The organism is Mycolicibacterium thermoresistibile (assembly GCF_900187065.1).
Classification (GTDB): Bacteria; Actinomycetota; Actinomycetes; order Mycobacteriales; family Mycobacteriaceae; genus Mycobacterium; species Mycobacterium thermoresistibile.
This window is the reverse complement of sequence record NZ_LT906483.1, coordinates 2,041,377-2,066,868: the sequence shown is the minus strand read 5'-3', so window position 1 is coordinate 2,066,868 and position 25,492 is coordinate 2,041,377. Positions and strand designations below refer to the sequence as shown.

The window sequence follows — 25,492 nt, the reverse complement described above, 5'->3', positions numbered from 1 at the left end:
AACACACTACCCGGCATCAACTGCCACGACGCCACGTCGAATGTCGTCGATGGCGCGTTTCGCGGCCGTGCGCAACGCCGGATCCGGTGCGGCGTTGCGCACCTGATCGAGCAGGTCCAGAACCTGCCGGCACCACCGTACGAAATCGCCTGCCGACAACGGTGACCCGGTGTCGAGCACATCGGAGGCCTCGAGTGCGGTGGTCAGGTCGCCGGTGGTGGCCCACCGGTAGATGGCCGGGGCGAATCCACTGTCGGGTTCGCGGCTCTGCGAGATGCGGTGCCGCTGCTCGTCGGCGCGCAGTTCGGTCCACAACCGCAGCGTCTCGTTCAGCGCCCGGCGGATCCTGCCGGTGGGCATCGCGATCTCCGCCGAGCTTCCGGGCGTGTCGCCGCGGGACTCGTAGAGCACCGCCGAGAGCACCGCGGCCAGCTCGGCCGGGTCCAGCCCCTGCCAGGCGCCGGACCGCAGGCATTCGGCGATCAGCAGATCGCTCTCGCTGTAGATGCGCGCCAGCAACCGGCCGTCGTCGGTGACCCTCAGGTCCCCGTCCTCGTCGCGGATGAAGCCGCGTTCGGTCAACAGCACCACGATCCGGTCGAAGGTGCGGGCCAGCGAGTTGGTCGCGGCTGCGACTTTCTGTTGCAGCTGGGCGTTTTCCCGCTCGATGCGCAGATACCGTTCGGCCAGTCGCACCTTGGCCTCCCGGTCGGGCAGCCGGTGCACGGGGTGGTGGCGCATCTGCCGGCGCAGCGATTCCAGCTCCGGGTCGATGTCGGGTTCACGCGGCGGCCCACTGCGCCGCCGCCGCGGCGGTTCCGGCGCCAGCCGGGCCGCGGCGGACTGCAGCGCCGAGGCCAGGTCACGCCGCACCTTCGGCTGCCGGTGCTCCACCCGCCTGGGCAGCGTCATCCGGCCCAGCGGAGCCGCGGCCCCGGGATAGTCGGCGTTGGAAATCCTTCCTGCCCAACGGTGTTCGTTCAAGACCAGGGGGCGTGGATCGTCGGCGTCGCGGGCCGGTTCCAACACCACCGCCAACCCGGCGCGGCGGCCGTGGGTGATCGCGATGATGTCGCCGCGGCGCAGCTTGGCCAACGCCTCGTTGGCGGCCTGCCGGCGGTGCAGCCGCGACGCGCGGGACTGGGCGCGCTCCCGTTCGGAGATCTTCGCCCGCAACCGGGCGTACTCCAGGATCGGCGACTCCCGCCGGTTCTTCCCGCCGTTCTGGGAGTGGTCGCCCAGTTCGGCGGCGATCTCGGCGAGCATCCGTCTGCCCCGCTCGATGCCGCGGACCAGCCCCACCACCGACCGGTCGGCCTGGTACTGCGCGAACGACTGTTCGAGCAGCCGGTGCGCCGCCTCCGGGGTCATCTGCTGCACCAGGTTGATCGTCATGTTGTAGGACGGCGAGAACGAACTGCGCAGCGGGAAGGTGCGGGTGGAGGCCAACCCGGCGATCTCGACCGGATCGAGGTCGGGGTGCCACAACACCACCGCGTGGCCCTCGACGTCGATGCCGCGCCGGCCGGCCCGGCCGGTCAGCTGGGTGTACTCCCCCGGCGTCAACGGCTTGTGCTGCTCGCCGTCGAACTTCTCCAGCCGCTCCAGCACCACCGTGCGGGCCGGCATGTTGATCCCCAGGGCCAGCGTCTCGGTGGCGAACACCGCCTTGACCAGTCCGGCGGTGAACAGTTCCTCGACGGTGTGGCGGAACGTGGGCAGCATCCCGGCGTGGTGGGCGGCCAACCCGCGCAGCAGCCCCTCCCGCCACTCGTGGTAGCCCAGCACGATCAGGTCGGCGTCGGAGAGGTCGGCGCAGCGCCGGTCCACGATCTCGGCGATCTGCCGGCGTTCCTCCGCGGAGGTGAGCCGCAGCGGCGAGCGCAGGCACTGTTTGACCGCGGCGTCACAGCCCGCCCGGGAGAACACGAACGTGATCGCCGGGAGCAGCCCCTCGGCGTCCAGGGTGGCGATCACCTCCGGACGGGTCGGCGGCCGGTACAGCCCGGGCCGGCCGCGCGGCGGGCGGCCCCGCCCCCGCGGCTGCCAGTCGACCAGCCGTTCGGCTTCGCGACGGTGTTCGATGTGGCGCAACAGGTTCCGGTCGACCACCGGCTCCCCGCCGCTCTTCGCGGCGCGGTAGTCGAACAGATCGAACAGCCGCCGGCCGACCATCACGTGCTGCCACAGCGGCACCGGACGGTGCTCGTCGACCACCACGGTGGTGTCGCCGCGCACGGTCTGCATCCAGCCGCCGAACTCCTCGGCGTTGCTGACCGTGGCCGACAGGCTGACCAGCCGCACCTCCTCGGGCAGGTGCAGGATGACCTCCTCCCACACCGCACCGCGCATCCGGTCGGCCAGAAAGTGCACCTCGTCCATAACGACGTAGGCCAGTCCCTCCAGGGTGGGGGAACCGGCGTACAGCATGTTGCGCAGCACCTCGGTGGTCATCACCACGATCGGCGCATCACCGTTGATCGACTGGTCCCCGGTCAGCAGCCCGATGCGTTCGGGGCCGTATCGGGCCACCAGGTCGTGGTGCTTCTGATTGCTCAGCGCCTTGATCGGGGTGGTGTAGAAGCACTTCCGCCCGGCGGCCAGCGCCAGGTGCACCGCGAATTCGCCGACCACCGTCTTGCCCGCACCGGTGGGAGCGCACACCAGCACCCCGTGCCCGTTCTCCAGGGCCTCGCAGGCGCGCCGCTGAAAGTCGTCGAGCTCGAAGTCGAGTTGTCCGGCGAATTCGGCGAGCGCGCCGTCAGGTGACGTCGTCATGGATGGCGTCTCGCAGCGGGCCGCGCACCGGCTCCGGCGGTTCGATCGGCTCGACCTCACCGATCGGCGCCGCCTGTTCGTCGGGCACCTCCTCGAGCCGGGCCCGGGCCGCTCGTCGTCTGTCGTTGAACCGCGCGATCTGGATGGCGAACTCCAGCAGCAGGGTGAGCGCCAGGGCCAGCGCGAGCATGGAGAACGGATCCGAGCCCGGGGTGAAGATCGCCGCGAACACGAACATCGTGAAGATCAGCCCGCGGCGCCACGCCTTGAGCCGCTCGTAGGTCAGCACACCGACCAGGTTCAGCATGATGATCAGCAGCGGGAACTCGAAGCTGAACCCGAACACCAGCAGCAGGTTGACCAGGAACCCGAAATACTGGTCACCGGACAGCGCGGTGACCTGCACGTCGCTGCCGACCGTCAACAGGAAGCCCAGGGCGGTGGCCAGCACCAGATAGGCCAGCACCGCCCCGGCGATGAACAGCGCCGCGCCCACCGTCACGAACGCCACGGCGAACCTGCGTTCGTTCTTGTACAGCGCCGGGGTGATGAACGCCCACAGCTGGTACAGCCACACCGGGCAGGCCAGTACGAGACCGGCGGCCAGCGCGACCTTCAGGCGCAGCAGGAACTGGTCGAACGGTGAGGTGGCCAGCAACCGGCAGCCGCCGTCGGTGGTGATGTCGGCGCGCGCGGACTCCGGCAGCGCACAGTACGGGCCGCGCAGCCACTCACCCAGGCTGGGCAGGGTGAACACCCCGTGGCTGTACCAGACGAACCCGACCACGGTGGCCAACACGACCGCGGCCAGCGAGATCAGCAGCCGGTTGCGCAGCTCCTGGAGGTGTTCGACCAGCGACATCGTGCCGTCGGGGTTGACCCGGGCGCGGCGGCGGCGCGGATCGAGTTTGGTGAACAGGCCGGAAGTTCGCACAGGCTCAGTCGGCGCGGGTGGCATGGGACATCGCAGCCCAACGATAGGACATCAGGCCGCGGTCAGCGGTGGGCGACGGTCAGGCCGGGCGCGGGTCGGAGTGCTGCTGCTGACTGTCGGCCGGGGTGTCGACCCGTTCGGCGTCGACCGGCGTGGCGGGTGCCGCGGGAGGCGGCGTGGTGGCCGACGGCTGGGAGTCCGACTGCAACTCCTTCAGTTCGGACTTGAAGATCCGCATCGACCTGCCCAACGACCGCGCTGCGTCCGGGAGCTTCTTGGCGCCGAACAGCAGGATGAACGCGATGATGACAATGAGCCAGTGCCAGGGTTGTAGAGCGCCCACTTTGGTTACCTCCAGACGTCTGCGCCGAGTCTACCTGCCGGCATGTTCGGCGCTGAGGTCGTAGACCGCCAGCGCCGCCCGGGCCGATTCCGCGACCCGCCGGGCCAGCGACTCCGGCGCGAGCACCCGCACCGCCGACCCGAAGCCGAGCACCAGCCGCGACATCCAGTCGTCGGAGGCGTAGGTCATCGCGGCCTCGCACGAACCGTCGTCGTGCTCCCGCAGCACCCGCAGCGGGTAGTAGTCGAAGATCCAGCCGGCGGACCGGTCGATGAGCAGGGTCGCCGACTGGAACGACGGGTCGTCCGGGTCCGGTTCGAACAGTGAGGTGTCCGGTTCGGCCTGCACGGCGGGCTCCGGCGGAGCGGCCGGTTCGTCGAGCACCTGCGCGTCGACGATCCGGTCGAACCGGAACAGCCGCACCCCTTCGGCCGAGCGGCACCACGCCTCCAGATAGCTGTGGTCGGCGACCAGCACCACCCGGATCGGGTCGACGATCCGGCTGGACAACTGGTCGTGGGAGGCCGAGTAGTACTCCAGCGCCAGCGCTCGCTTGTCGCGGGTGGCGGCGCGGACCGCGGCGGCCGCCGCGCTCTCGGCCGGGGCCCGCTCGTCCACCGCGGTTTCGGCGCTGTGCTGCACGGTGCCCGCGGCCTGTTCGATCTTGGCGATCGCGCTTCGGGCGGCCGCCGGGTCGACCATTCCGGGCACGTCGAGCAGCGCCCGCAACGCCACCAGGATGCCGGTGGCCTCCGGCGAGGTCAGCCGCAGCGGGTGGTCGATCCCGGCCGAGAACGTCACCTCGACGGTGTCGCCGGAGAAGTCGAAGTCGATGAGGTCGCCCGGTCCGTATCCGGGCAGTCCGCACATCCACAGCTGGGTGAGGTCCTCGCGCAGTTGTTTGACGCTCACCCCCAGATCGGAGGCGGCCTCGGCGAAGGTGATCCTCGGGTTGGCCTGGAAGTACGGCACCATGTTGAGCAGCCGCACCAACCGGGTCGACGCTTTACTCATTGCGCGATCCGCTCCTCCGACACGCCCGCCTGCGCCCGCAACCGCTCGATCACGTCCGCCCGCAGCGACACCGGTTCCAACGCCACCGCGTCAGGCCCGTAACTGGCGATCTCCCGGGCCATCCGGTCCCCGGTACCGACCTCCAGGGTGAGCACCTGCCCGTTCCGGCCGGCCAGCGTCATCGGTTCGGCCGCAGTGGCCTGCCGGCGCAGGGTCATGGCGCGGCCGTCGGCCACCCAGACCCGGGCCTGCTCGTTGCTGGTGGGCCAGGCGGCGACGGCGCGCTGCACGATGTCACGCAGGTTGACCCCCTCCGGGGGCCGCACCGCCCCGGCCGGGCCGATCGGCTTGACGTCGGAATCGATGCGCGACAGCCGGAAGGTGCGGGTGTCGTCGCGGTCGCGGTCGTGGCCGACCAGATACCAGCGGCCGCGGTGGGTGACCACCCCCCACGGCTCCACGGTGCGGGTGCGGGACGGCTCGGTGCGCGACGGCCGGTGTGAGAACTGCACCGCCTGCCCGTTGTCGATCGCCGCCAGCAGCACCCCCAGCGCATCCTCGGACCCGCGCAGTCCGGGCAGCGCGGTGCTCGAGGTGATCGCGATCGGGGTGTCGGCGTCGATGTCGACGCCGGCGGCCCGCAGCTTGATCAACGCGCCCTGGGTTGCCGTGATCAACTCCGGGGACTCCCACAGCCGAGTGGCCACCGCGACCGCGGCGGCCTCCTCGGCGGTCAGCTCGACCGGCGGCAGCCGGTAGGCCTCCCGGTTGATCCGGTACCCCTCGACCGGGTCGAACTGGGACACCCGTCCCGTTTCCAGCGGGATGCCCAGATCCCGCAGTTCGTTCTTGTCCCGCTCGAACATCCGGGAGAAGGCCTCGTCGGTGGGGCAGTCGGCATAGCCGGCGACGAGTTCGCGGATGCGCTCGGCGGGCAGATAGGTGCGGGTGGACAGCAGTGCGATGACCAGGTTCGTCAACCGCTCGACTTTGGAGATCGCCACCGAACCAACTCTATAGGCGTCACATGCTGGCGATCAGCCGCTTGACCCGTTCATCGACCGATCGGAACGGGTCCTTGCACAACACGGTGCGCTGCGCCTGATCGTTGAGCTTCAGATGTACCCAGTCGACGGTGAAGTCGCGGCCGGCCTCCTGGGCCGCCGCGATGAACTCACCGCGCAGTTTGGCCCGGGTGGTCTGCGGCGGCGTGTTGACCGCCTCCTCGATCTCCTCGTCGGTGGTGATCCGGGCCGCCAGCCCCTTGCGCTGCAGCAGGTCGAACACCCCGCGGCCCCGCTTGATGTCGTGGTAGGCCAGATCGAGCTGGGCGATCTTGGGATCGGACAACTCCATGTTGTAGCGGTCCTGGTAGCGCTGGAACAGCTTGCGCTTGATCACCCAGTCGATCTCGGTGTCGACCTTGGCGAAGTCCTGGCTCTCCACCGCGTCGAGTTGTCGGCCCCACAGGTCCATCACCTGGTCGAGCTCCGAGCTCGGTTCCCGGTTCTGCAGATACTCCACCGCGCGGGCGTAGTACTCGCGCTGGATGTCCAGCGCGCTGGCCTGACGCCCGCCGGCGAGGCGCACCGGACGGCGCCCGGTCAGGTCGTGGCTGACCTCGCGGATCGCCCGGATCGGGTTGTCCAGCGAGAAGTCGCGGAACGGCACCCCGGCCTCGATCATCTCCAGCACCAGCGCCGCCGTGCCCACCTTGAGCATGGTGGTGGTCTCGCTCATGTTGGAGTCGCCGACGATGACGTGCAGCCGGCGGTACTTCTCGGCGTCGGCGTGCGGTTCGTCGCGGGTGTTGATGATCGGCCGGCTGCGGGTGGTCGCGCTCGACACGCCCTCCCAGATGTGCTCGGCGCGCTGGGACAGGCAGAACGTGGCCGCCTTCGGGGTCTGCAGCACCTTGCCGGCTCCGCAGATCAGCTGGCGGGTCACCAGGAACGGCAGCAGCACGTCGGAGATCCGGGAGAACTCCCCGGCCCGCACGATCAGATAGTTCTCGTGGCAGCCGTAGGAGTTGCCGGCCGAGTCGGTGTTGTTCTTGAACAGGTAGATGTCGCCGCCGATGCCCTCGTCGGCGAGCCGCTGCTCGGCGTCGATGAGCAGGTCTTCGAGCACCCGCTCCCCGGCGCGGTCGTGGGTGACCAGCTGGATCAGATTGTCACATTCCGCGGTGGCGTACTCCGGATGGCTTCCGACATCCAGGTACAGCCGGGCACCGTTGCGGAGGAAAACGTTCGAACTGCGGCCCCACGACACCACCCGCCGGAACAGATACCGGGCGACCTCGTCCGGGCTGAGCCTGCGGTGACCGTGGAACGTGCAGGTGACACCGAATTCCGTCTCGATGCCCATAATTCGTCGCTGCACATCATCGAGCTTACGGGGTGTTTTCGGGAAGTGGCGGCGAAGGCACCAGATGTGCGGGTCGTCCCGGGTCCGGCGGGCGCGTCGGGCGGGGAGACACAGCACGCAGATTTCGCCCAGCGGGCGTCGATCGCGGTGCCGCCCACCTGTCGCCCACCCGGGCACGGGCCCGTCACCGGGGCCGGTTACCGGGCCGGCTGCGGGGGTTCCTGCTGAGGTGGCGTGCCCGGATCCGGTTTGGGCAGCAGCTCCTCGAGCACCGAACCGGTCAACCGGCGGAACGCCCGCCGCCGCTTGGTGGCGTCGAGGACCGCGACCTCCAGGGTCTCCGGGCCGAGCACCCGCTGCTCCCCGCCCTCCGGGGCGGCCTGCAGCGCGTTCACCGCGATCCGCATCGCGGTCGTCAGATCCGCGTTCTCGGTGTAGGACTCGTTGAGCGCGGCGATGATCGGCTCGGTGGTGCCGCCCATCACCACGAAATGCGGTTCGTCGGCGATCGACCCGTCGTAGGTGATCCGGTAGAGCTCCGGCGGTTTGCTCTCCCCGTAGTGCGCCACCTCGGCGATGCACAGCTCCACCTCATAGGGTTTGGGCTGCTCGGTGAAGATCGTGCCGAGGGTCTGGGCGTACACGTTGGCCAGCTGCCGGCCGGTGACGTCGCGCCGCGAGTAGGCATAGCCCTGGGTGTCGGCGAACTGGATCCCGCCGCGCCTCAGGTTGTTGAACTCGTTGAACCGGCCGACGGCGGCGAATCCCACCCGGTCGTAGAGTTCGCTGACCTTCTGCAGCGACCGGGACGGGTTCTCCGCCACGAACAGCACACCGTCGGCGTAGGCGAGCACGACGACGCTGCGGCCGCGGGCGATGCCTTTGCGCGCGAGCTCGGAACGCTCACGCATCGCCTGTTCAGGCGAGATGAAGTACGGGAAGGTCACGAATCTCCTCGCGCGTCAATCCCCCGGTGCGCGTCCGGCCCGAAAGTATCTGCTCGAGAACGGCTTTCGATGACCTCGCGGGCCAGCTCGGCGATCCGGGACTCCGGCACCTCCTCGGCGCCGTCGGCGTCGATTATCACCGCCGTCGGATAGATGCCGCGCACCAGGTCCGGTCCGCCGGTGGCCGAGTCGTCGTCCGCGGCGTCGTAGAGCGCCTCCACCGCGACCCGCAACGCCGAGTCGGCGTCGGTCACCTGTGAATACAGCTTCTTCATCGACGACTTGGCGAAGATCGAGCCCGACCCCACCGCGTGGTAGCCCTCTTCCTCGAAGTTCCACCCGCCGGCGGCGTCGAACGACACGATCCGTCCGGCCGCCTCCGGGTTGGGGTCGTCGAGGTCGTAGCCCACCAGCAGCGGCAGCGCCACGAAACCCTGCAGCGCCGCCCCGAGGTTGCTGCGCACCATGATGGCCAGCCGGTTCACCTTGCCGTTGAAGGTCAGCGGCACGCCCTCGAGCTTCTCGTAGTGCTCCAGTTCCACCGCGTAGAGCCGGGCGAACTCCACCGCGATCGCGGCGGTGCCGGCGATGCCGGTCGCGGTGTAGTCGTCGGTGATGTAGACCTTCTGCACGTCCCGGCCGGCGATCATGTTGCCCTGGGTGGAGCGCCGGTCACCGGCGATCACCACGCCGCCCGGGTACTTCAGCGCGACGATCGTGGTGCCGTGCGGCAGCGCGTCCCCCGCGGCCACCGGCGGGGGATCGCCGGCGCCGGGCAACAGGTGCGGAGCCTGCCGCCGCAGCAAATCGGAGAAGGACGACAGGTGCACGGATGTCGCGGGAGCTCCCGGGGTCGGTTGCGGTAAGGCCAGCTTCTCTTGCTCAGGCCAGGTCACTGTCCGCCCTTTTGGACGTACGCGCGCACGAAGTCTTCGGCGTTCTCTTCCAGCACGTCATCGATTTCATCGAGCAGATCGTCGGTTTCCTCGGCGAGCTTTTCGCGACGCTCCTGTCCGGCGGCCGAGCTGCCGGTGACATCGTCGTCTTCGCCGCCACCACCGCCACGCTTGGTCTGCTCCTGAGCCATCGCTGCCTCCTGCACTCGTTATCGGCGGGCCCACAGCCACCCACCGTTACTCCCACACTACCGCCAGACGCCGGAATTGCCTGGGATAGTTGCGCTTGCCGCGCCACTCAGGTGGTGAGTTGCTCGACCAGTTCGACGGCGCTGTCCACCGAGTCCAGCAACTCCCCGACGTGCGCCTTGGACCCGCGCAGCGGTTCCAGCGTGGGAATCCGCACCAGGGAGTCGCCGCCCAGATCGAAGATCACCGAGTCCCAGCTGGCGGCCGCGATGTCCGAACCGAACCGGCGCAGGCACTCGCCGCGGAAATACGCCCGGGTGTCCGGCGGCGGGTTGTCCACGGCGTCGAGCACCTGCTGTTCGGTGACCAGCCGCTTCATCGAGCCGCGGGCGACCAGCCGGTTGTACAGACCCTTGTCCAGCCGGACATCGGAGTACTGCAGGTCCACCAGGTGCAGCCGCGGCGCGTTCCAGCTCAGGTTCTCCCGCTGCCGGAACCCCTCCAGCAGCCGCAGCTTGGCCGGCCAGTCCAGGATCTCCGCGCATTCCATCGGATCGCGTTCGAGCAGGTCCAGCACCTCGGCCCAGGTCTCCAGGATGTGCGACGCGCGCGGGTCCGGATCCTTGGCGTCGACGAGCTTGGCCACCCGGTCGAGGTAGATGCGTTGCAGCGCAAGCCCGGTCAGCTCCCGCCCGTCTGCCAGCGCCACGGTGGCGCGCAGCGTCGGGTCCCGGCTGATCACGTGCACCGCGTGCACCGGCCGGGCCAGGGTCAAATCGGACAGATCGATCCCGATCTGGTGGCCTTCCTCGATCAGGTCCAGCACCAGCGCGGTGGTCCCCAGTTTGAGGTAGGTCGCGGTCTCGGCGAGGTTGGCGTCGCCGATGATCACGTGCAGCCGCCGGTACTTGTCGGCGTCGGCGTGCGGTTCGTCGCGGGTGTTGATGATGCCGCGCTTGAGCGTGGTCTCCAGGCCGACCTCGACCTCGATGTAGTCGGCACGCTGCGCCAGCTGGAATCCGGGTTCGTCGCCGGACGGCCCGATGCCGACCCGGCCCTGCCCGCAGATCACCTGGCGGGACACGAAGAACGGGATCAGGCCGGTGATCACCGCCGAGAACGGCGTCTGCCGGCTCATCAGATAGTTCTCGTGGGAACCGTAGGAGGCGCCCTTGCCGTCGACGTTGTTCTTGTACAACTGCAGCTTCACCGCGCCGGGCACGCTGGCGACATGCCGGGCGGCGGCCTCCATCACCCGTTCGCCGGCCTTGTCCCAGATCACCGCGTCGAGCGGGTCGGTGGTCTCCGGCGCGGCGTATTCCGGGTGAGCGTGGTCGACGTACAGTCGCGCGCCGTTGGTCAGGATCATGTTGGCGGCGCCGACCTCGTCGGCGTCCACGATCGGCGGCGGCCCGGCTGACCGGCTCAGATCGAAGCCACGGGCGTCGCGCAACGGTGACTCCACCTCGTAATCCCAACGGGTGCGTTTGCCCCGCTGCAGCCCGGCGGCGGCCGCATAGGCCAGCACCGCCTGAGTGGAGGTCAGGATCGGATTCGCGGTCGGGTCCGACGGCGACGAGATGCCGTACTCGACCTCCGTTCCCATAATCCTCTGCATACGAACCAGCCTAGGTGACGCACGAAACCGGCCCGTGCGTGGTAGGGATCAGTGGTGTCCAAATTGTTGCTGCACAACGCGCTGCTGATCGACGGTACCGGTGTCCCGCCGGTGCGGGATGCGGCGGTGCTGATCGACGACGGCCGGATCGGCTGGGCCGGGCCCGGCGACGACATTCCGCCATCAGCCGATGGCGCCACCCGCATCGACGTGGGCGGCAATGCGGTGTGTCCCGGATTCTTCGACTGCCATGTCCACTTCTCACTGCCCGGCACCCGCGGCAGCGTCTACGAGCGCGCGCTGGTGACCGAGAGCTACCACACCTTCCAGCTGCTGGACCGGCTCAAGGTCACGCTGGAGAACGGGGTGACCACCGCGCGGGATCTGATGGGGATCGACACCGGGGTGCGCCAGGCGGTGGCCGACGGACTGATCCCGGGCCCGCGGCTGCAGGTGGCGGTCAACATGCTCAGTCAGACCGCCGGGCATGCCGACTTCCGCTTGCCGTCCGGGATCGACGCCACCGCGATGATGGGCGGCGCCCGGGTGGACAGCGTGGACGACGTCCGCCGCCGGGTACGGGACCTGATCGCCCAGGGCGCCGACCTGATCAAGGTCGCCTCCAGCGGCGGGGTGTCCTCCCCCACCGATCAGCCGGACTGGCTCGGCATGCGCACCGAGATGGTCGCCGCGGTCGTCGAGGAGTGCCAGGCCTACGGCGGCCGGCCGGTCGCCGCGCACGCCATCGGCTACGCCGGCGTCAAGGCCGCGGTGGAAGGCGGGGTGACCAGCATCGAGCACGGTTACGCGCTGGACGACGAACTGCGCCGCCGCATGGTGGACCAGGGCACCTATCTGGTGCCGACCCTGCTGGAGACGATGCACGACGTCGAGGTCTCCCCGGCCGCCAAGGCCAAGAGCGCGCACTGGCACGAGATCGCCCACCGCGCCGTCGGCGAATCGGCGGCGGCCGGGGTGAAGATCGCACTGGGCACCGACGCCGGGCTGAGCCCCGATCACGGCACCAACCTGGCCGAGCTGGGACTGCTGGTGAGGTTCGGCGGTCTGACCCCGATGGAGGCCATCGTGGCCGGCACCCGCACCTCGGCGCAGCTGTGCGGGCTGGACCGCGAACTCGGCACCCTGGAGCCGGGCAAGCTGGCCGACGTCGTCGTGGTGCGGGGCAATCCGCTCGACGACATCGCCTCGGTCGGCAATCCGGACAACATCCTGCTGGTGCTGAAAGAAGGGCGTCCGGCAAAGGATCGCGGCGGCTTCTTCGACCAGCGGCACTAGCGGCGATCAGCGGCCCCGGTCCAGCAGCCGCCGCACGTGGCCGCGGACCAGCCGCTCGGCTCGGTCCGGGCTGATCCGGTCCGGCTCCACCGCGGCCGAACCCGCCAGACCGTCGAGGAGCGCGAGCAACTCGGCCGCCGCGTCGTCGGCGTCCACGGCGGGTGCGGCCGCCGCGATGAGATCGCGCAGCAACGCCTCCAGGGCCCGCCACTCGCTGCGATGCCGTTCGGCGACCTGCTCGTTGACCGCCGCGCGCGCCAGCCGCAGCAGCCAGGTGACGGCCGTCTCCCGTTCGGCGGGGTCGGCGCAGGCCAGTGCGACGGCGACGGTCTCCAGCTGTTCGGCGGCCGGCATGGTGGGGTCCATCCGTTCGGCCAGCCGCTGCCGGAACCGCCGGGCCGCGGTGTCCATCGCCGCCTGCAGCATCGCGTCCTTGGTCGGAAAGTGGTGCTGCACAGCGCCGATCGAGACGTTGGCCCGGGCGGCGACCTTACGCACCGACACGCCCTCGAATCCGTCGCTGACGAGGACGCTCAGCACGACGTCGACCATGCGGTCGTACTGCTGGCTCATGTGCACCTCGCTGTCGCCCGCCCTCGACGCTACCAGCACCAATACGTTCGTATGGTAGCGTGCGCGGCCATGGCCTCCCCCCGCTACGTCTCACTGGACGTGCTGCGCGGCATCGCCATCCTCGGCACGCTGGGCACCAACATCTGGATCTACACCACCCCGGACGGACTGATCGGCTATCTGCAGGGCGACGCCGCGGCCCCCGGGGCGTGGCGGCCGGTGGAGGTCGTGCTGCAGCAGCTGACCCAGGGCAAGTTCCTCGGCCTGCTGACCGTCATGTTCGGCATCGGGCTTGCGCTGCAACAGCGTTCGGCACTGCGTGCCGGCCTGCGCTGGCCCGGCGGCTATCCCTGGCGGGCGGCGCTGCTGCTCCTCGACGGGGTCGTGCACTTCGTGCTGATGACCGAGTTCGACATCCTGATGGGGTATGCCGTCACCGGGTGGGTGGTGTCCTATCTGCTGGTCACCGGCGAACGGACGCAGCGGCGGATCATCGCGCTCGCGGCGGGAGTGCACCTGGCGCTGTTGACCGCGCTTGCCGGCGCTTTGCTCGCACTCGGCGGCGGGGAGCCGGCCGAGCCCATCGGGTTGTCCCCCAACCCCTACGCCGAGGGCTCCTGGTGGGACCTGGTGCTGTTCCGGCTGGACAATGCGCTGCTGTTCCGCGCCGAGACGATCCTGATCTTCCCGATGTCGGTGGCGCTGTTCATGCTCGGCGCACAGCTGTACCGCGCCGGTGTCCTAGACACCCGGGGCCGGCCGTTACGCCGCCGCCTGATGTGGCTGGGATTCGGCGCCGCCCTCCCGATCGACTTCATCCTGGAGGTCTGCGGGGGCATGCCCGGCCTGCTCGTCTCGCGTTATGTGACCGCGCCGGTGGTCGCCCTGGCGCTGCTGGCGGTCGTCGCCGAGTTCTGTCTGCGCCGCGCCGGCCGCCCGGGGCCCGGGCCGGTCGGCCGGTCGCTGGCGGCGGTCGGCCGCACCGCGCTGTCCTGCTACATCCTGCAGAACCTGGTGGCCTCGGCCATCTGTTACGGCTGGGGACTGGGGGTGGCCGCCGCGGTGCCGCCACAGCACCGGGTGCCCGCCACCATCGCGGTCTACCTGGTCGTCACGGCGATCATGATCGCGTTCGCGCACCTGTGGCTGCGCCGATTCGACCGCGGGCCGGTCGAATGGCTGTGGAACGCCGGTTACCGCGCGCTGGCGGTGGACACCCCGGATTCCCGGACCGGACGTTCCGCCCGATCACCTTTGCTGACTACGGTGTTGCCGAAGGAACGACCACCTGAGAGGAGCCCTCATGACCACAGCCGAGACCCCGGCCCCGGCGCCCGTCGCCATGCCGCGGATCGGTGACCCCGCGCCGGAGTTCACCGCCGTCACCACCCGAGGTGAGATCAACTTCCCGGCCGACTACGCCGGCAAATGGGTGATCCTGTTCTCCCACCCGGCCGACTTCACCCCGGTGTGCACCAGCGAGTTCATGACCTTCGCGGCGATGCAGCAGGAATTCGCCGACTACAACACCGAACTCATCGGCCTGTCGGTGGACGGTCTCTACAGCCACATCGCGTGGCTGCGCACCATCAAGGAGAAGATCCGCTTCCGCGACATGGAGAACGTCGAGGTGACGTTCCCGCTCATCGAAGACATCACCATGGAGGTCGCCCGGAAGTACGGGATGATCATGCCGGGCGAGGACTCCACCAAGGCGGTTCGCGCGGTCTTCTTCATCGACCCGCAGGGCGTCATCCGCGCCATCATCTACTACCCGCTGAGCCTGGGACGCAACTTCGACGAGCTGTTGCGGGTCACCAAGGCGCTGCAGGCAGCCGACCACTTCGGGGTCGCCACCCCGGCCGACTGGCGCCCGGGTGAGCCGGTGATCGTGCCCACGGCCAGTTCCTACGACACCGCCGAGGAGCGGATGGCCGGCGCCGACGGGGTGAAGTGCGAAGACTGGTTCTTCTGCACCAAGGACATCCCGGCCGACGAGGTCGAGTCGGCGATCCGCCGCAAGGACTGACCAGGCGCCTCGACGAGAACAGCGGCCGACGCCACCGCGCCGGCCGCTGTTCTGTCTGTTGCGCTACAGGTACTGACCCAGGTTGCTCTCGGTGTCGATGGCCCGCGACGCGCTCGACGTCTTCCCGGTGACCAGGGTGCGGATGTAGACGATCCGTTCGCCCTTCTTGCCCGAGATCCGTGCCCAGTCATCCGGATTGGTGGTGTTGGGCAGATCCTCGTTCTCGGCGAACTCGTCGACGATCGAGTCCAGCAGATGCTGGATGCGCAGGCCCGGCTGACCGGTCTCGAGCACCGACTTGATCGCGTACTTCTTGGCCCGGTCGACGACGTTCTGGATCATCGCCCCGGAGTTGAAGTCCTTGAAGTACATGACCTCCTTGTCACCGTTGGCGTAGGTGACCTCCAGGAACCGGTTCTCGTCGATCTCGGCGTACATCCGGTCGACGACCTTCTCGATCATCGCCTTGATGCACGCTTCCCGGTCGCCGCCGAACTCGGCCAGATCGTCGGCGTGCACCGGCAGGTCCGGGGTGAGGTACTTGCTGAAGATGTCCATCGCCGCCTCGGCGTCCGGACGCTCGATCTTGATCTTCACGTCCAGCCGGCCCGGCCGCAGGATCGCCGGGTCGATCATGTCCTCGCGGTTGGAGGCACCGATCACGATGACGTTCTCCAGCCCCTCCACACCGTCGATCTCGCTCAGCAGCTGCGGCACCACCGTGGTCTCCACGTCGGAGCTCACACCGGTGCCGCGGGTGCGGAAGATCGAGTCCATCTCGTCGAAGAACACGATCACCGGGGTGCCCTCGGAGGCCTTCTCGCGGGCCCGCTGGAAGATCAGCCGGATGTGCCGCTCGGTCTCACCGACGAACTTGTTCAGCAGCTCCGGACCCTTGATGTTGAGGAAGTAGGACTTCGCCTCCTTGGCGTTCTCGCCCCGCACCTCGGCCATCTTCTTGGCCAGCGAGTTGGCCACCGCCTTGGCGATCAGCGTCTTACCGCAACCGGGCGGACCGTAGAGCAGCACACCCTTGGGCGGCCGCAGCGAGTACTCCTTGTACAGGTCGCCGTGCAGGAACGGCAGCTCGACCGCGTCGCGGATCTGCTCGATCTGCCGGGACAGGCCACCGATGTCCTCGTAGCTGACGTCGGGCACCTCTTCGAGGACCAGATCCTCGACCTCGGCCTTGGGGATGCGCTCGAAGGCGTATCCGGCCTTGGTGTCGACCAGCAGCGAGTCACCGGGCCGCAGCTTGCGGGAACGCTGCTCCTCGGTGAGCTCGGCGTCGTCCTTGACGTGCTCGGGCGCCACCAACGGTTCGGCCAGCCAGACGATGCGTTCCTCGTCGGCGTGCCCCACGACGAGCGCACGATGACCGTCGGCCAGCACTTCACGCAGGGTGCTGATCTCGCCGACCGACTCGAAAGCGCCCGCTTCCACAACCGTGAGCGCCTCGTTGAGTCGGACCGTCTGCCCCTTCTTGAGCGTCTTCACGTCAATATTGGGCGAGCAGGTCAGGCGCATCTTGCGGCCCGAGGTGAACACATCGACGGTGCCGTCTTCCTGGATGTCGAGCAGCACGCCGTAGCCGCTCGGCGGCTGCCCGAGTCGGTCCACCTCTTCGCGCAACGCCAGGAGCTGTTGACGGGCCTCTTTGAGGGTCTCCATCAACTTGGCATTTCGCGCCGCCAACGAATCGATCCGCGCTTCGAGTTGATGGATGTCGCGGGCACCGCGCATCCCGCCCTGGGCGCCGACCGCGTTCTCCAACTGCTCTCGCAGAATCGCGGCCTCCCGGCGCAGTTCCTCCAACTCGGCCGCATCCTCGCTGGACATGGGCCGGTCGAAACCGTCTGGGTGTGCTCCCGAACGCTCTGACTCACTCATACTGCGCTCCTTTCCCACACCAGAAGTTGGTGCGGTGGACAGTTCAACGCTACCGGCGTTTTGGCGATCGCGTGCGGATCAGGATTTCGACACACTGGAGACGCTGTTAACCTCTTCGATGAGTCGGGCAGATTGAAAGGACAGTAGTGACCCTGAATCGCCTCAAGACGAGCCTTGTAACCGGCGCCGCCGCCATCGCTTTCGCCGGTGCCGCGGCGGGGGTGACCACGGTGGCCGCCGGCTCGCTGACGGCCAGCCCGACCGTCCAGCCCGTCGTGTTCGGCACGCCGTTGCCCGAGCAACCCGCGCCCCGGCAACCCGCGGTGGACGCGCCCACCGCGGACCAGGTCTATGCGGTGCTCAACGGTCTGGGTAACCCGAATGTTCCGTTCCGGGAGAAGGCCGATCTGATCGAGGGTGGGGTCGGCATCGTGGAGGGCCGCACCGCGGATCGGCTGGTCCAGTCGGCCGTGGAGAAGGGCTATTTCCCGTTGAGCTTCCGGGTGTCGGAGATCGTCCCCGTCGGTCCGGGGCTGGCCGCCGCCACGGTGACCGCGTCCGGGCCGAACCTGACGCCGACCACCGAGCGGATCACGTTGGTCAACGACGGCGGTTGGAAGTTGTCGCGGGCCTCGGGCCTGGCGCTGCTGCAGTCGGCCCTCTCGTGAGCGGGTGCTGCATCGGATCCCGGTAGGCCTCGTCATGACCTCGGTCGGACAGCGGTGAGGACTTCGGTTGGGACTGGGTTCTTTCGGCAGGCGTTGCGCTGGTGAGCGCTTCATCGGTACCGCGGTTCTGAGCGCCGCCCTGGTGGCGGCGCTCGGACTCGCCGGGTGCGGCCCCCAACCCGAAAGCCGCACCGGCGACCACACCGGGGCCCAACAGGTCCGGCCCAGCATGGCGGCGCCACCGCCACCGGCCGCGGCGCCGCTGCCCGCGCCGGAGGCGCTCACCGATGTGCTGTACCGGCTCGCGGACGCCGCCGTTCCCGGGGCGGAGAAGACCGCTGCCGTTCAGAAGGCCACCCCGGCCGACGCCGAGGGGCTGGACAGGTTCGCGCGCGCCCTGCGCGACGGCGGGTATCAGCCGGTCACCTTCGCCGCCGCCGACCTGATGTGGTCGGACACCGAAGCCGACAGGGTGGTCGCGACGATCACCGCCACCGGCCCCGATCCGGACACCAACACGTTCAGTTTTCCGATGGAGTTCACCACCGACGCCCACGGCAACTGGCAGCTGACCCGCGAGACGGCCGACACGCTGCTGGAGATGGGACCGGCCGAGTCCCCCACCCCGCCGCGCTGACATGTGGATCGGCTGGCTGGAGTTCGATCTGTTGCTCGGTGATGTGCGCTCACTGAAGCAGAAGCGGTCGGTGGTACGGCCGGTGATCGCCGAGTTGCAGCGGCGCTTCGCCGTCTCGGCGGCCGAGACCGGCGATCAGCACCTGTACCGCCGGGCACAGGTCGGGATATGTCTGGTCGCCGGTGACCGCGCGCACGTGGTGGCGGTGCTCGACGCGGCCGAACGGCTGGTGGCCACCCGGCCGGAGGTGGAACTGCTGTCCGCCCGCCGCGGTCTGCGCCGCAGCACCGACGACTAGATGTTCTTCACGGGTAGGTTGTGAACGCGTAGGCGGTCGATAGGTGTCATTCCGCCGATGCCGGTGTGGGGTCGGTGGTGATTGTAGTGATGCAGCCAGTGCTGGTAGGTTCCGGCGCGTTCGGCCTCAGAGCGGTAGGTCTGCGCATAGGCCCATTCAGTGGTCAGGGTGCGGTTGAATCGCTCGACTTTGCCGTTGGTCTGCGGCCGGTAGGGCCGGGTCCTCTTGTGGGCGATGTCGGGGCCGAGCGCTTCAGCGAAATTCTTTGACCGGTAACAGGATCCATTGTCGGTCAACACCCGCTTGACGGTAATGCCATGGTCGGCGAAGAACGCGCTGGCGCGTTTCCAGAACCCCGCGGCGGTTTCTTTGCGTTCGTCGGCGAGGTCCTCGGAATACGCCAGCCGGGAGTGGTCATCAACGGCGTGGTGCAAGAACGTGTATCCCATGCCGCAGCGGTTGCGCCGGCCGGCTTGGCGACCCAGCTTGCGATGGCCGCCCCCGTCGGGGATGCGGCCCAGTTTCTTGACGTCGACATGGACCAAGTCGCCGGGAGCCGGGTGCTCATAGCGGCGGGGTTTGGGCCGGCGTACCGGCAACCCGGTGTTCTGGTCCAGGTGCCGCAGCAATGGCATGCGGTAGCGGCGTAACACCGCTTCTACCGTTGACCGCGCCAACCGCAAATGGGCGGCGATACGATGTGGGCCCCACCGCCGGGTGAAGCGCAGGTTGACGATGCGCCGCTCACGTCGTTTCGGCAACCGCAACGGACTGCGATGCGGCCGGCTGGGCCGGTCTACCATCGCTGCTTCGCCACCGTCGCGATAACGGTCGGCCCATTTCTTGGCTGTGGCCACCGAACATTGGAACCGCTCAGCAGCGCGCCGCAAACTCCAGCCCTGATCAACAACAGCCTGCGCAAGCCGCAACCGCCCACGAGGAGTCAACGAAGCATTAGCGTGGACCATGAGGACCTCTCGGTAATCGGATGTGCGTGTTTGGTAACCACACCGATACCGGAGGTCCTCACCTACTTCCGCTCACCACGCCGTTCACAACCTGTCTGGGAGTTACACCTAGATCTGGCGCTTGCGCCGCAGCGGCGTGGGCGCGACGGCCCCGGGCGCGAGTTTGCGCGCGCTGACCAGAAACGCGGTGTGGCCGCGCATGGTGTGCTCCGGACGCACCGCGAGCCCCACCACATGCCAACCGCGCTGCATCGTCTCCCAGGCCCGGGGTTCGGTCCAGCACTGCTGTTCGCGCAGCGCCTCGACGATCCGGGACAGCTGGGTCACGGTGGCGACGTAGACCATCAACACCCCACCGGCGACCAGGGCGCGGGCGACGGCGTCGAGCACCTCCCACGGCGCCAGCATGTCCAGCACCACCCGGTCGACCTCGCCGCCGGCGTAGTCGGCGAGATCGGCCACCACGAGCTCCCAGTTCGCGGGGCGTTCCCCGAAGAACGTGGTGACATTGCGCACCGCATGTTCGGCGTGGTCGTCGCGCACCTCGTAGGACGTCACCGACCCCTCCGGGCCGACCGCCCGCAGCAGTGAGCAGGTCAGCGCGCCGGAGCCGGCGCCGGCCTCCAGCACCCGGGCTCCGGGGAAGATGTCGCCCTCGTGCACGATCTGCGCGGCGTCCTTGGGGTAGATGACCTGCGGGCCGCGCGGCATCGACAGCACGAAATCGGTCAGCAACGGACGCATCACCAGGAACTTGTCGCCGTTGGAGGCGGTCACCACGCTGCCCTCGGGCAGTCCGATGACGTCGTCGAGCGCGACGACGCCACGATGGGTGTGGAATTCGCCGCCGGGCTTGAGCACCATCGTGTAGCGCCGCCCCTTGGCGTCGGTGAGCTGAACGCGATCACCGACAGCGAACGGACCGGTTCTGGACACAATTGCCCAGCCTGCCAGTTGACGCGCCGCGGCGGATCATCGGGTTGTCGTCAGCGCCTTCTAGGCTGGGCCCATGTCCACTGGGCCGGAGGTCTCCCAGCCGTCCGGGGGAGCCGGCGTCCGCCGGCCGGCGCTGTCGCCCTCGCGTGCGGCTGATTTCAAACAATGCCCGCTGTTGTACCGGTTCCGCGCCATCGACCGGCTGCCCGAACCGACGTCCCCCGCCCAGGTGCGGGGTTCGGTGGTGCACGCCGCGCTCGAGCAGCTCTACGCACTGCCGGCGGCACAACGGGACCGGGACACCGCGCTGGGGCTGATCGGGCCGGCCTGGGAGCAGGTGCTGGCCAGACAGCCCGAGCTGGCCGCCGAATGGGCCGACCCGCAACGCGCCGACCTGTTCGCCGAGGCCCGCAGCCTGGTGTCGGGCTATTACCGGCTCGAGGATCCGACCCGGTTCGATCCGCACGCCTGTGAGGAGTTCGTCGAGGTCGAGCTGGCCGACGGCACCCTGCTGCGCGGGTTCATCGACCGCATCGACCTCGCCCCGACGGGCGAACTGCGGGTGGTGGACTACAAGACCGGCAAGGCGCCGCCGGCGGCGCGGGCCGTGGCCGAGGCCAAGGCGTTGTTCCAGATGAAGTTCTACGCGGTGGCGGTGCTGCGCTCCCGCGGCGTGCTGCCCGCCCGGCTGCGGCTGATCTACCTCGCCGACGGGCAGCTGTTGGACTACTCCCCCGACCACGACGAGCTGCTGCGGTTCGAACGCACCCTGATGGCGATCTGGCGGGCGATCCAAAAGGCCGGTGCCGACCGCGATTTCCGGCCGAACGCGTCGAAACTGTGCGACTGGTGCGTGCACCGGGCGCACTGCCCGGTCTTCGGCGGCACACCCCCGCCGTATCCGGGCTGGCCGGCGGAGATCGCGGCGTGACGAGGTTCTACTACCGACGGCTGCGCACCGACGGCGAGTTCGAGGTGCTCGAATCCACCGGCGCCACCGGCAGCAACTGGGACGCCGGGATCCAACACGGGTCGCCGCCGTTGGCGCTGTTGACCAAACTGGTCGAGGACTCCCTGGACGGCACCACCGGGCCCCGGCTGCGGGTGGGCCGGCTGGTGATGGACATCCTGGGGCCCATCCCCGTCGCGCCGGTGCGGGTCCGCGCCTGGACCGAGCGGCCCGGCAGCCGTATCTCGTTGCGGACGGCCGAGATGCAGGCACAGCGCCCGGACGGCTCCTGGCGGGCGGTGGCGCGGCTGTCGGCCTGGCTGCTGGCCGTCAGCGACACCGCCGATGTGGCCACCGATCGACATCCGCCGTTGCAGGAGGGGCCGGTGGTCGGTGAACCGCACGCCTGGCACGGCGCGCCGGGTTACCTGGAGACCATCGACTTCCGCCGGCAGGAGTCCGCCGGCGAATCCGGCACGGTGGCGTGGATGACGCCCCTGGCCCGGGTGGTCGACACCGACGACCCGACTCCCCTACAGCGGCTGGCCATGGTGGTCGACTCGGCCAACGGCATCGGCGCGGTACTGGATCCGAACCGGTTCGTGTTCATGAACACCGACACCACGGTGCACCTGCACCGGCTCCCGGTCGGCGACGATTTCGCGGTGCGGGCCCGCGCCTCCATCGGCCCGGACGGGATCGGGGTGACCACCGCCGAGGTGTTCGACCGGCAGGGATTCGTCGGCACCTGCGCGCAGACGCTGCTGGTGCAACGGCTCGGCTGATCCGCACCCCCCTCGGCCGGCAGCTCACACCGCCACCATATTTAGACTTGTATCTATATAGATAACGAGTAATATTTTGATTCGTGGATGTGTTCGAGGCGATCGCCGAGCCGAACCGGCGCGCTCTGCTCGACGCCCTGACCGAGGGTGAGCGCACCGCGGGCGAATTGGCCGCCACCCTGCCCGGGCTGACCCAGCCGACGGTCTCCCGGCATCTGCGGGTGCTGCGCGAGGTGGGGTTGGTCGAGGTCCGGCCGGACGCCCAGCGGCGCATCTACGCCCTGCGCGCGGACGGGCTGATCGCGATCGACACCTGGATCGACCGGTACCGGCGCTACTGGGCCGGCCGGCTCGACGCCCTGGAGCGGCACCTGCACGAGACCCATCGGGACGAGACGAACCGGGAGGACCGATGACCGAACGCGCCGGACGGATCAGCATCGAGGGCGACCGGGCGGTGCTGACCTTCGAACGCCGCCTGCCGTTCCCGGTACACGCGGTCTGGCAGGCGATCACCGATCCGGTGCAGCGAACTCAGTGGATGGGCGCGACCACCATCGATCCCCGCGAGGGCGGCGTGATCGAGACGGTCCCGACCGGGCCGCCCTATCCCCCGGAGATGAAGAAGATGACCGGCCGCATCCGCGTCTGGGATCCCCCGCACGTCTTCGAACACGAATGGAACCAACAGGTCGTCGAACCCGGGGTGGTCCGCTTCGAACTGACCCCCGACGGCGACGGCACCCTGCTGCGGTTCACCCACCGCGGCCTCGGCGTCGACAACGCCTACGGCTTCGGGCCGGGAACACACGCCTACCTCGACCGGCTCGAGGCGCATCTGACCGGCGCCGCCCCGCCCAACTGGTCCGCCCGCTACGACCGGATCGCACACCATTATCGAAAGGAATCCTAATGTCAAACAACAGGATTCGGCCTACATTGGCGATCGCCTACCATTCCGGATTCGGCCACACCGCACGACTCGCCGAGGCGGTCGCGGCGGGCGCCCGCGAGTCCGGCGCCGACGTCACGGTGCTCCCGGTCGACGCGCTGACGGAGCAGGGCTGGGCGGTGCTCGACGGCGCCGACGGCATCATCTTCGGCACGCCGACCTACATGGGCAACGTGTCGGCGGCGTTCCAGGCGTTCACCGAACAGACCGGCCGCCGCTGTCAGGAGGGCACCTGGCGGGACAAGGTGGCGGCCGGTTTCACCAACTCGGGCGGCAAGAGCGGCGACAAACTGCAGACGCTGCTGTCGCTGGCCGTCTTCGCCGCCCAGCACCACATGCACTGGGTCAACCTGGGCCTGGTGGCCGGCTGGAACAGCTCGGCGGCCAGCGAACAGGATCTGAACCGGCTCGGGTTCTTCATCGGCGCCGGCGGCCAGACCGATGTCGACGCCGGCCCCGAGCAGGTCCACGACGCCGACATTCGCACCTGCCGGCATCTGGGCCGCCGGGTCGCGACCGTGACCGCGCAGCTGCTCGCCGGCCGCGCCGTCACCGCAGCGGCTGCAGATCCTGCAACAGCGTCGGCAGCAGCTCGCTGACCGTGGGGTGGATGTGCATGGTGCGCGATATGGCGGTGTAGGGCTGCCGCGCCGCCATCACGTCGACGATCGCGTGCACCACCTCGTCGCCGCCCACCCCGAGGATGGCCGCACCCAGGATCTCCGCGGTGTCCGCGTCGACCAGCACCTTCATGAAACCCTGCGTCTCACCCTTCTCCACCGCACGCCCCACCCGGGACATCGGACGCTTCGCCAGCAACGCCTTGCGCCCGGACGCGCGCACCTCGTCCTCGGTCATGCCGGCCCGGCCCAACGGCGGGTCGATGTACATCGCGTAGGCCCGCACCCGGTCCCCGACCCCGCGTGGATCGGCGTCGAGCAGATTGGCCGCGACGATCTCGAAATCGTTGTAGGCGGTGTGGGTGAACGCCCCGCGGCCGTTGCAGTCCCCCATCGCCCAGATGTGTTCGGCGGTGGTGCGCAACCGGTCGTCGACGACGATGTGACCGCGCTCATCGACGGCCACCCCGGCACGGTCCAGGGCCAGGTCGTCGGTGTTGGGCCGGCGGCCCACCGCGATCAGCAGATGGCTGCCCACCACGGGTTCGGCGCCGTCGGCCGGCGTCACCGCGACACCCCCGTCACACCGGGCGAACCGGATGGCGGACGCGTCCACGACGATATCGATGCCCTCGCCCGCGAGGATGTCGTGGATCGCCGCCGACACATCGGCGTCCTCGTGCGACGCGAGCCGGGATCCGCGCTGCACCACCGTGACCCGGGCGCCGAAACGGCGGTACATCTGCGCGAACTCCAGCGCGATGTAGCCGCCGCCCACGATCACCAGATGCTCCGGCAGCGTGTCCAATTCCAGCATCGACACGTTGGTGAGATGGTCCACGTCGGCCAGCCCGGGCAGGTCCGGCACCACCGCCCGGCCGCCGACGTTCAGAAAGATCCGGTCCGCGCTCAACAACCGCTCGCCCACCCGCACGGTGTGCGGATCCTCGAATCGGGCATGCCCGCGGACGACCGTGCACCCGTCCATACCCTGCAGCCACGACTCCAGGCCCCGCCGATCGTCGAGCATGATCGCGTCCTTGCGGGCCTTGACCCGCGCCATGTCCACCGTCACCGGGCCGGTGCGGACCCCGTAGTCGGCTGCGCGGCGGGCCAGATGCGCGGCGTGGGCGCTGGCCACCAGGGTCTTGGTGGGAATGCAGCCGTAGTTCACACAGGTCCCGCCGATCAATCGGCGTTCGATCAGCACCACCCGCTGACCAGCGTCGGCCAACCGGCCGGCCAGCGGCGGGCCGGCCTGCCCGGCGCCGATGATCATCGCATCGAAATGCGTTGCGGCATCCACAATCTAGAGTCCAGCCACCAGGGCGGCCACCGCCACACCGCCGGCCACCGCGACCAGATCCTCCAACACCGCGAACGGCCAGTCCCGACCGCCCGAGGCGGTCGTCAGCCTGGTACGGACCTGATAGCCACCGATGGTGCCGAGCACCGCGCCGATCAATCCGGCGCCCAGACCGCCGATCGGATAGCCCCATGCGGTGCCCACCACGGCGCCGGCGAAGCCGCCGGCGATGAGCCGGCCGAGGAACGGCAACGACGCGGTGCGGCTGCGGACCCCGGGCAGCTGATCCATGACCAGTTCACCGACGGCGAAGATGGTCAGCACCGTGACGGTCTCCGGGTGGCCCAACCACTCCACCCAGGTGCCGTCCAGGACCAGCCAGCCCAGCATCGCCGTCCAGGCCAGCACCGCCGGGGCGGTGAGCGCGCGCAGCCCGGCGACCACACCGATCAGCAGGGCGGACAGCAGCACCAACGCATGCGTCATGGCGGGACGCTAA

27 protein-coding genes are annotated in these 25,492 nt (G+C 69.1%); 11 read left to right on the top strand and 16 right to left on the bottom strand.

Translation table 11 applies throughout. The annotated features are described in order from the left end of the window. Nucleotides 1–6: 6 nt before the first annotated feature. The 10 genes from CKW28_RS09685 to dop all read right to left on the bottom strand — a co-directional run bounded on the left by CKW28_RS09685 (nt 7) and on the right by dop (nt 11,086). A complete protein-coding gene (locus tag CKW28_RS09685) occupies nt 7–2,778 on the bottom strand; it encodes a DEAD/DEAH box helicase (protein ID WP_003923411.1) in 2,772 nt (923 codons plus the stop codon). Then, nucleotides 2,762–3,712: a twin-arginine translocase subunit TatC gene (tatC, locus tag CKW28_RS09680; protein WP_003923410.1), complete on the bottom strand. Its 951-nt coding sequence runs from the start codon at nt 3,710–3,712 to the stop codon at nt 2,762–2,764. Before tatC ends, CKW28_RS09685 begins: the two co-directional genes overlap by 17 nt. Before the next feature lie 79 nt (nt 3,713–3,791). Beyond that, entirely contained in the window at nt 3,792–4,055 is a 264-nt protein-coding gene (tatA, locus tag CKW28_RS09675) for a Sec-independent protein translocase subunit TatA (RefSeq protein WP_003923409.1), read from the bottom strand. 30 nt (nt 4,056–4,085) lie between these two features. Then, complete coding sequence (locus tag CKW28_RS09670) at nt 4,086–5,069, bottom strand: helix-turn-helix transcriptional regulator (protein ID WP_003923408.1); 984 nt, start codon at nt 5,067–5,069, stop codon at nt 4,086–4,088. Then, a complete protein-coding gene (locus CKW28_RS09665; protein ID WP_003923407.1) occupies nt 5,066–6,073 on the bottom strand; it encodes a helix-turn-helix transcriptional regulator in 1,008 nt (335 codons plus the stop codon). The genes CKW28_RS09670 and CKW28_RS09665 overlap by 4 nt, the downstream gene beginning before the upstream one ends. Before the next feature lie 19 nt (nt 6,074–6,092). After that, the gene (pafA, locus tag CKW28_RS09660; protein WP_003923406.1) at nt 6,093–7,451 is read right to left on the bottom strand and encodes a Pup--protein ligase; all 1,359 of its coding nucleotides are present in this window, start codon (nt 7,449–7,451) and stop codon (nt 6,093–6,095) included. A 182-nt stretch (nt 7,452–7,633) separates the two neighbouring features. Beyond that, nucleotides 7,634–8,383, bottom strand: coding sequence for a proteasome subunit alpha (gene prcA / locus CKW28_RS09655; protein ID WP_003923405.1), 750 nt, complete (start codon nt 8,381–8,383; stop codon nt 7,634–7,636). After that, complete coding sequence (gene prcB, locus CKW28_RS09650) at nt 8,380–9,279, bottom strand: proteasome subunit beta (RefSeq protein WP_081475397.1); 900 nt, start codon at nt 9,277–9,279, stop codon at nt 8,380–8,382. The genes prcA and prcB overlap by 4 nt, the downstream gene beginning before the upstream one ends. Next, on the bottom strand, nt 9,276–9,470 hold the full coding sequence (locus CKW28_RS09645; RefSeq protein ID WP_003923403.1) for a ubiquitin-like protein Pup: 195 nt from the start codon (nt 9,468–9,470) through the stop codon (nt 9,276–9,278). The genes prcB and CKW28_RS09645 overlap by 4 nt, the downstream gene beginning before the upstream one ends. A gap of 107 nt (nt 9,471–9,577) precedes the next feature. Then, complete coding sequence (dop, locus tag CKW28_RS09640) at nt 9,578–11,086, bottom strand: depupylase/deamidase Dop (protein WP_003923402.1); 1,509 nt, start codon at nt 11,084–11,086, stop codon at nt 9,578–9,580. A gap of 54 nt (nt 11,087–11,140) precedes the next feature. On the opposite strand from dop, the gene CKW28_RS09635 reads away from it, so the two are divergent. Further along, nucleotides 11,141–12,382: an amidohydrolase family protein gene (locus tag CKW28_RS09635; RefSeq protein ID WP_003923401.1), complete on the top strand. Its 1,242-nt coding sequence runs from the start codon at nt 11,141–11,143 to the stop codon at nt 12,380–12,382. 6 nt (nt 12,383–12,388) lie between these two features. Here CKW28_RS09635 and CKW28_RS09630 read toward each other — a convergent pair whose 3' ends face one another. Then, nucleotides 12,389–12,994, bottom strand: coding sequence for a TetR/AcrR family transcriptional regulator (locus CKW28_RS09630; RefSeq protein WP_235653881.1), 606 nt, complete (start codon nt 12,992–12,994; stop codon nt 12,389–12,391). Between the two features lie 30 nt (nt 12,995–13,024). Here CKW28_RS09630 and CKW28_RS09625 point away from each other — a divergent pair, with 30 nt between their 5' ends. Then, a complete protein-coding gene (locus CKW28_RS09625; RefSeq protein ID WP_003923399.1) occupies nt 13,025–14,314 on the top strand; it encodes a DUF418 domain-containing protein in 1,290 nt (429 codons plus the stop codon). Beyond that, on the top strand, nt 14,259–14,984 hold the full coding sequence (locus CKW28_RS09620) for a peroxiredoxin (RefSeq protein ID WP_003923398.1): 726 nt from the start codon (nt 14,259–14,261) through the stop codon (nt 14,982–14,984). Before CKW28_RS09625 ends, CKW28_RS09620 begins: the two co-directional genes overlap by 56 nt. A 63-nt stretch (nt 14,985–15,047) precedes the next feature. On the opposite strand, the gene arc is transcribed toward CKW28_RS09620, so the two are convergent. Beyond that, a complete protein-coding gene (arc, locus tag CKW28_RS09615) occupies nt 15,048–16,874 on the bottom strand; it encodes a proteasome ATPase (RefSeq protein WP_040545786.1) in 1,827 nt (608 codons plus the stop codon). Between the two features lie 146 nt (nt 16,875–17,020). Here arc and CKW28_RS09610 point away from each other — a divergent pair, with 146 nt between their 5' ends. From CKW28_RS09610 to CKW28_RS09600, 3 genes are all read left to right on the top strand, one after another. Next, nucleotides 17,021–17,542, top strand: a complete 522-nt coding sequence (locus tag CKW28_RS09610; RefSeq protein ID WP_003923396.1) for an MTB12 family secreted protein — start codon at nt 17,021–17,023, stop codon at nt 17,540–17,542. Nucleotides 17,543–17,615: 73 nt separating this feature from the next. Beyond that, nucleotides 17,616–18,179 carry a lipoprotein LppK gene (lppK, locus tag CKW28_RS09605; RefSeq protein WP_494337698.1) on the top strand — a complete coding sequence of 188 codons (564 nt, stop codon included), beginning with the start codon at nt 17,616–17,618 and terminating at the stop codon, nt 18,177–18,179. A 1-nt stretch (nt 18,180) separates the two neighbouring features. Then, nucleotides 18,181–18,477 carry a DUF503 domain-containing protein gene (locus CKW28_RS09600; RefSeq protein WP_003923394.1) on the top strand — a complete coding sequence of 99 codons (297 nt, stop codon included), beginning with the start codon at nt 18,181–18,183 and terminating at the stop codon, nt 18,475–18,477. Here the strand turns inward: CKW28_RS09600 and CKW28_RS09595 are convergent. Further along, nucleotides 18,474–19,445, bottom strand: a complete 972-nt coding sequence (locus CKW28_RS09595) for an IS481 family transposase (protein ID WP_095176442.1) — start codon at nt 19,443–19,445, stop codon at nt 18,474–18,476. The two genes, CKW28_RS09600 and CKW28_RS09595, sit on opposite strands and share 4 nt — an antisense overlap. 108 nt (nt 19,446–19,553) lie before the next feature. Next, nucleotides 19,554–20,381 (bottom strand): tRNA (adenine-N1)-methyltransferase, encoded by an 828-nt coding sequence (locus CKW28_RS09590; protein WP_061252293.1) that lies wholly within the window; start codon nt 20,379–20,381, stop codon nt 19,554–19,556. Between the two features lie 73 nt (nt 20,382–20,454). Here CKW28_RS09590 and CKW28_RS09585 point away from each other — a divergent pair, with 73 nt between their 5' ends. The 5 genes from CKW28_RS09585 (at nt 20,455) to CKW28_RS09565 (ending at nt 23,666) form a co-directional block, all read left to right on the top strand. After that, the gene (locus CKW28_RS09585) at nt 20,455–21,312 is read left to right on the top strand and encodes a RecB family exonuclease (protein ID WP_050812098.1); all 858 of its coding nucleotides are present in this window, start codon (nt 20,455–20,457) and stop codon (nt 21,310–21,312) included. Further along, nucleotides 21,309–22,115: a thioesterase family protein gene (locus CKW28_RS09580; protein ID WP_003927715.1), complete on the top strand. Its 807-nt coding sequence runs from the start codon at nt 21,309–21,311 to the stop codon at nt 22,113–22,115. The genes CKW28_RS09585 and CKW28_RS09580 overlap by 4 nt, the downstream gene beginning before the upstream one ends. A gap of 83 nt (nt 22,116–22,198) precedes the next feature. Then, the gene (locus CKW28_RS09575; RefSeq protein WP_003927714.1) at nt 22,199–22,531 is read left to right on the top strand and encodes an ArsR/SmtB family transcription factor; all 333 of its coding nucleotides are present in this window, start codon (nt 22,199–22,201) and stop codon (nt 22,529–22,531) included. Next, a complete protein-coding gene (locus CKW28_RS09570; RefSeq protein WP_003927713.1) occupies nt 22,528–23,028 on the top strand; it encodes an SRPBCC family protein in 501 nt (166 codons plus the stop codon). The genes CKW28_RS09575 and CKW28_RS09570 overlap by 4 nt, the downstream gene beginning before the upstream one ends. Continuing rightward, entirely contained in the window at nt 23,028–23,666 is a 639-nt protein-coding gene (locus CKW28_RS09565; RefSeq protein ID WP_040548417.1) for a flavodoxin family protein, read from the top strand. The genes CKW28_RS09570 and CKW28_RS09565 overlap by 1 nt, the downstream gene beginning before the upstream one ends. On the opposite strand, the gene CKW28_RS09560 is transcribed toward CKW28_RS09565, so the two are convergent. Both CKW28_RS09560 and CKW28_RS09555 read right to left on the bottom strand, forming a co-directional pair. Then, nucleotides 23,617–24,966 carry an FAD-containing oxidoreductase gene (locus tag CKW28_RS09560; protein ID WP_003927711.1) on the bottom strand — a complete coding sequence of 450 codons (1,350 nt, stop codon included), beginning with the start codon at nt 24,964–24,966 and terminating at the stop codon, nt 23,617–23,619. The genes CKW28_RS09565 and CKW28_RS09560 overlap by 50 nt on opposite strands. 30 nt (nt 24,967–24,996) lie before the next feature. After that, nucleotides 24,997–25,479 (bottom strand): DUF4126 family protein, encoded by a 483-nt coding sequence (locus CKW28_RS09555; protein ID WP_003927710.1) that lies wholly within the window; start codon nt 25,477–25,479, stop codon nt 24,997–24,999. Nucleotides 25,480–25,492: the final 13 nt, after the last annotated feature.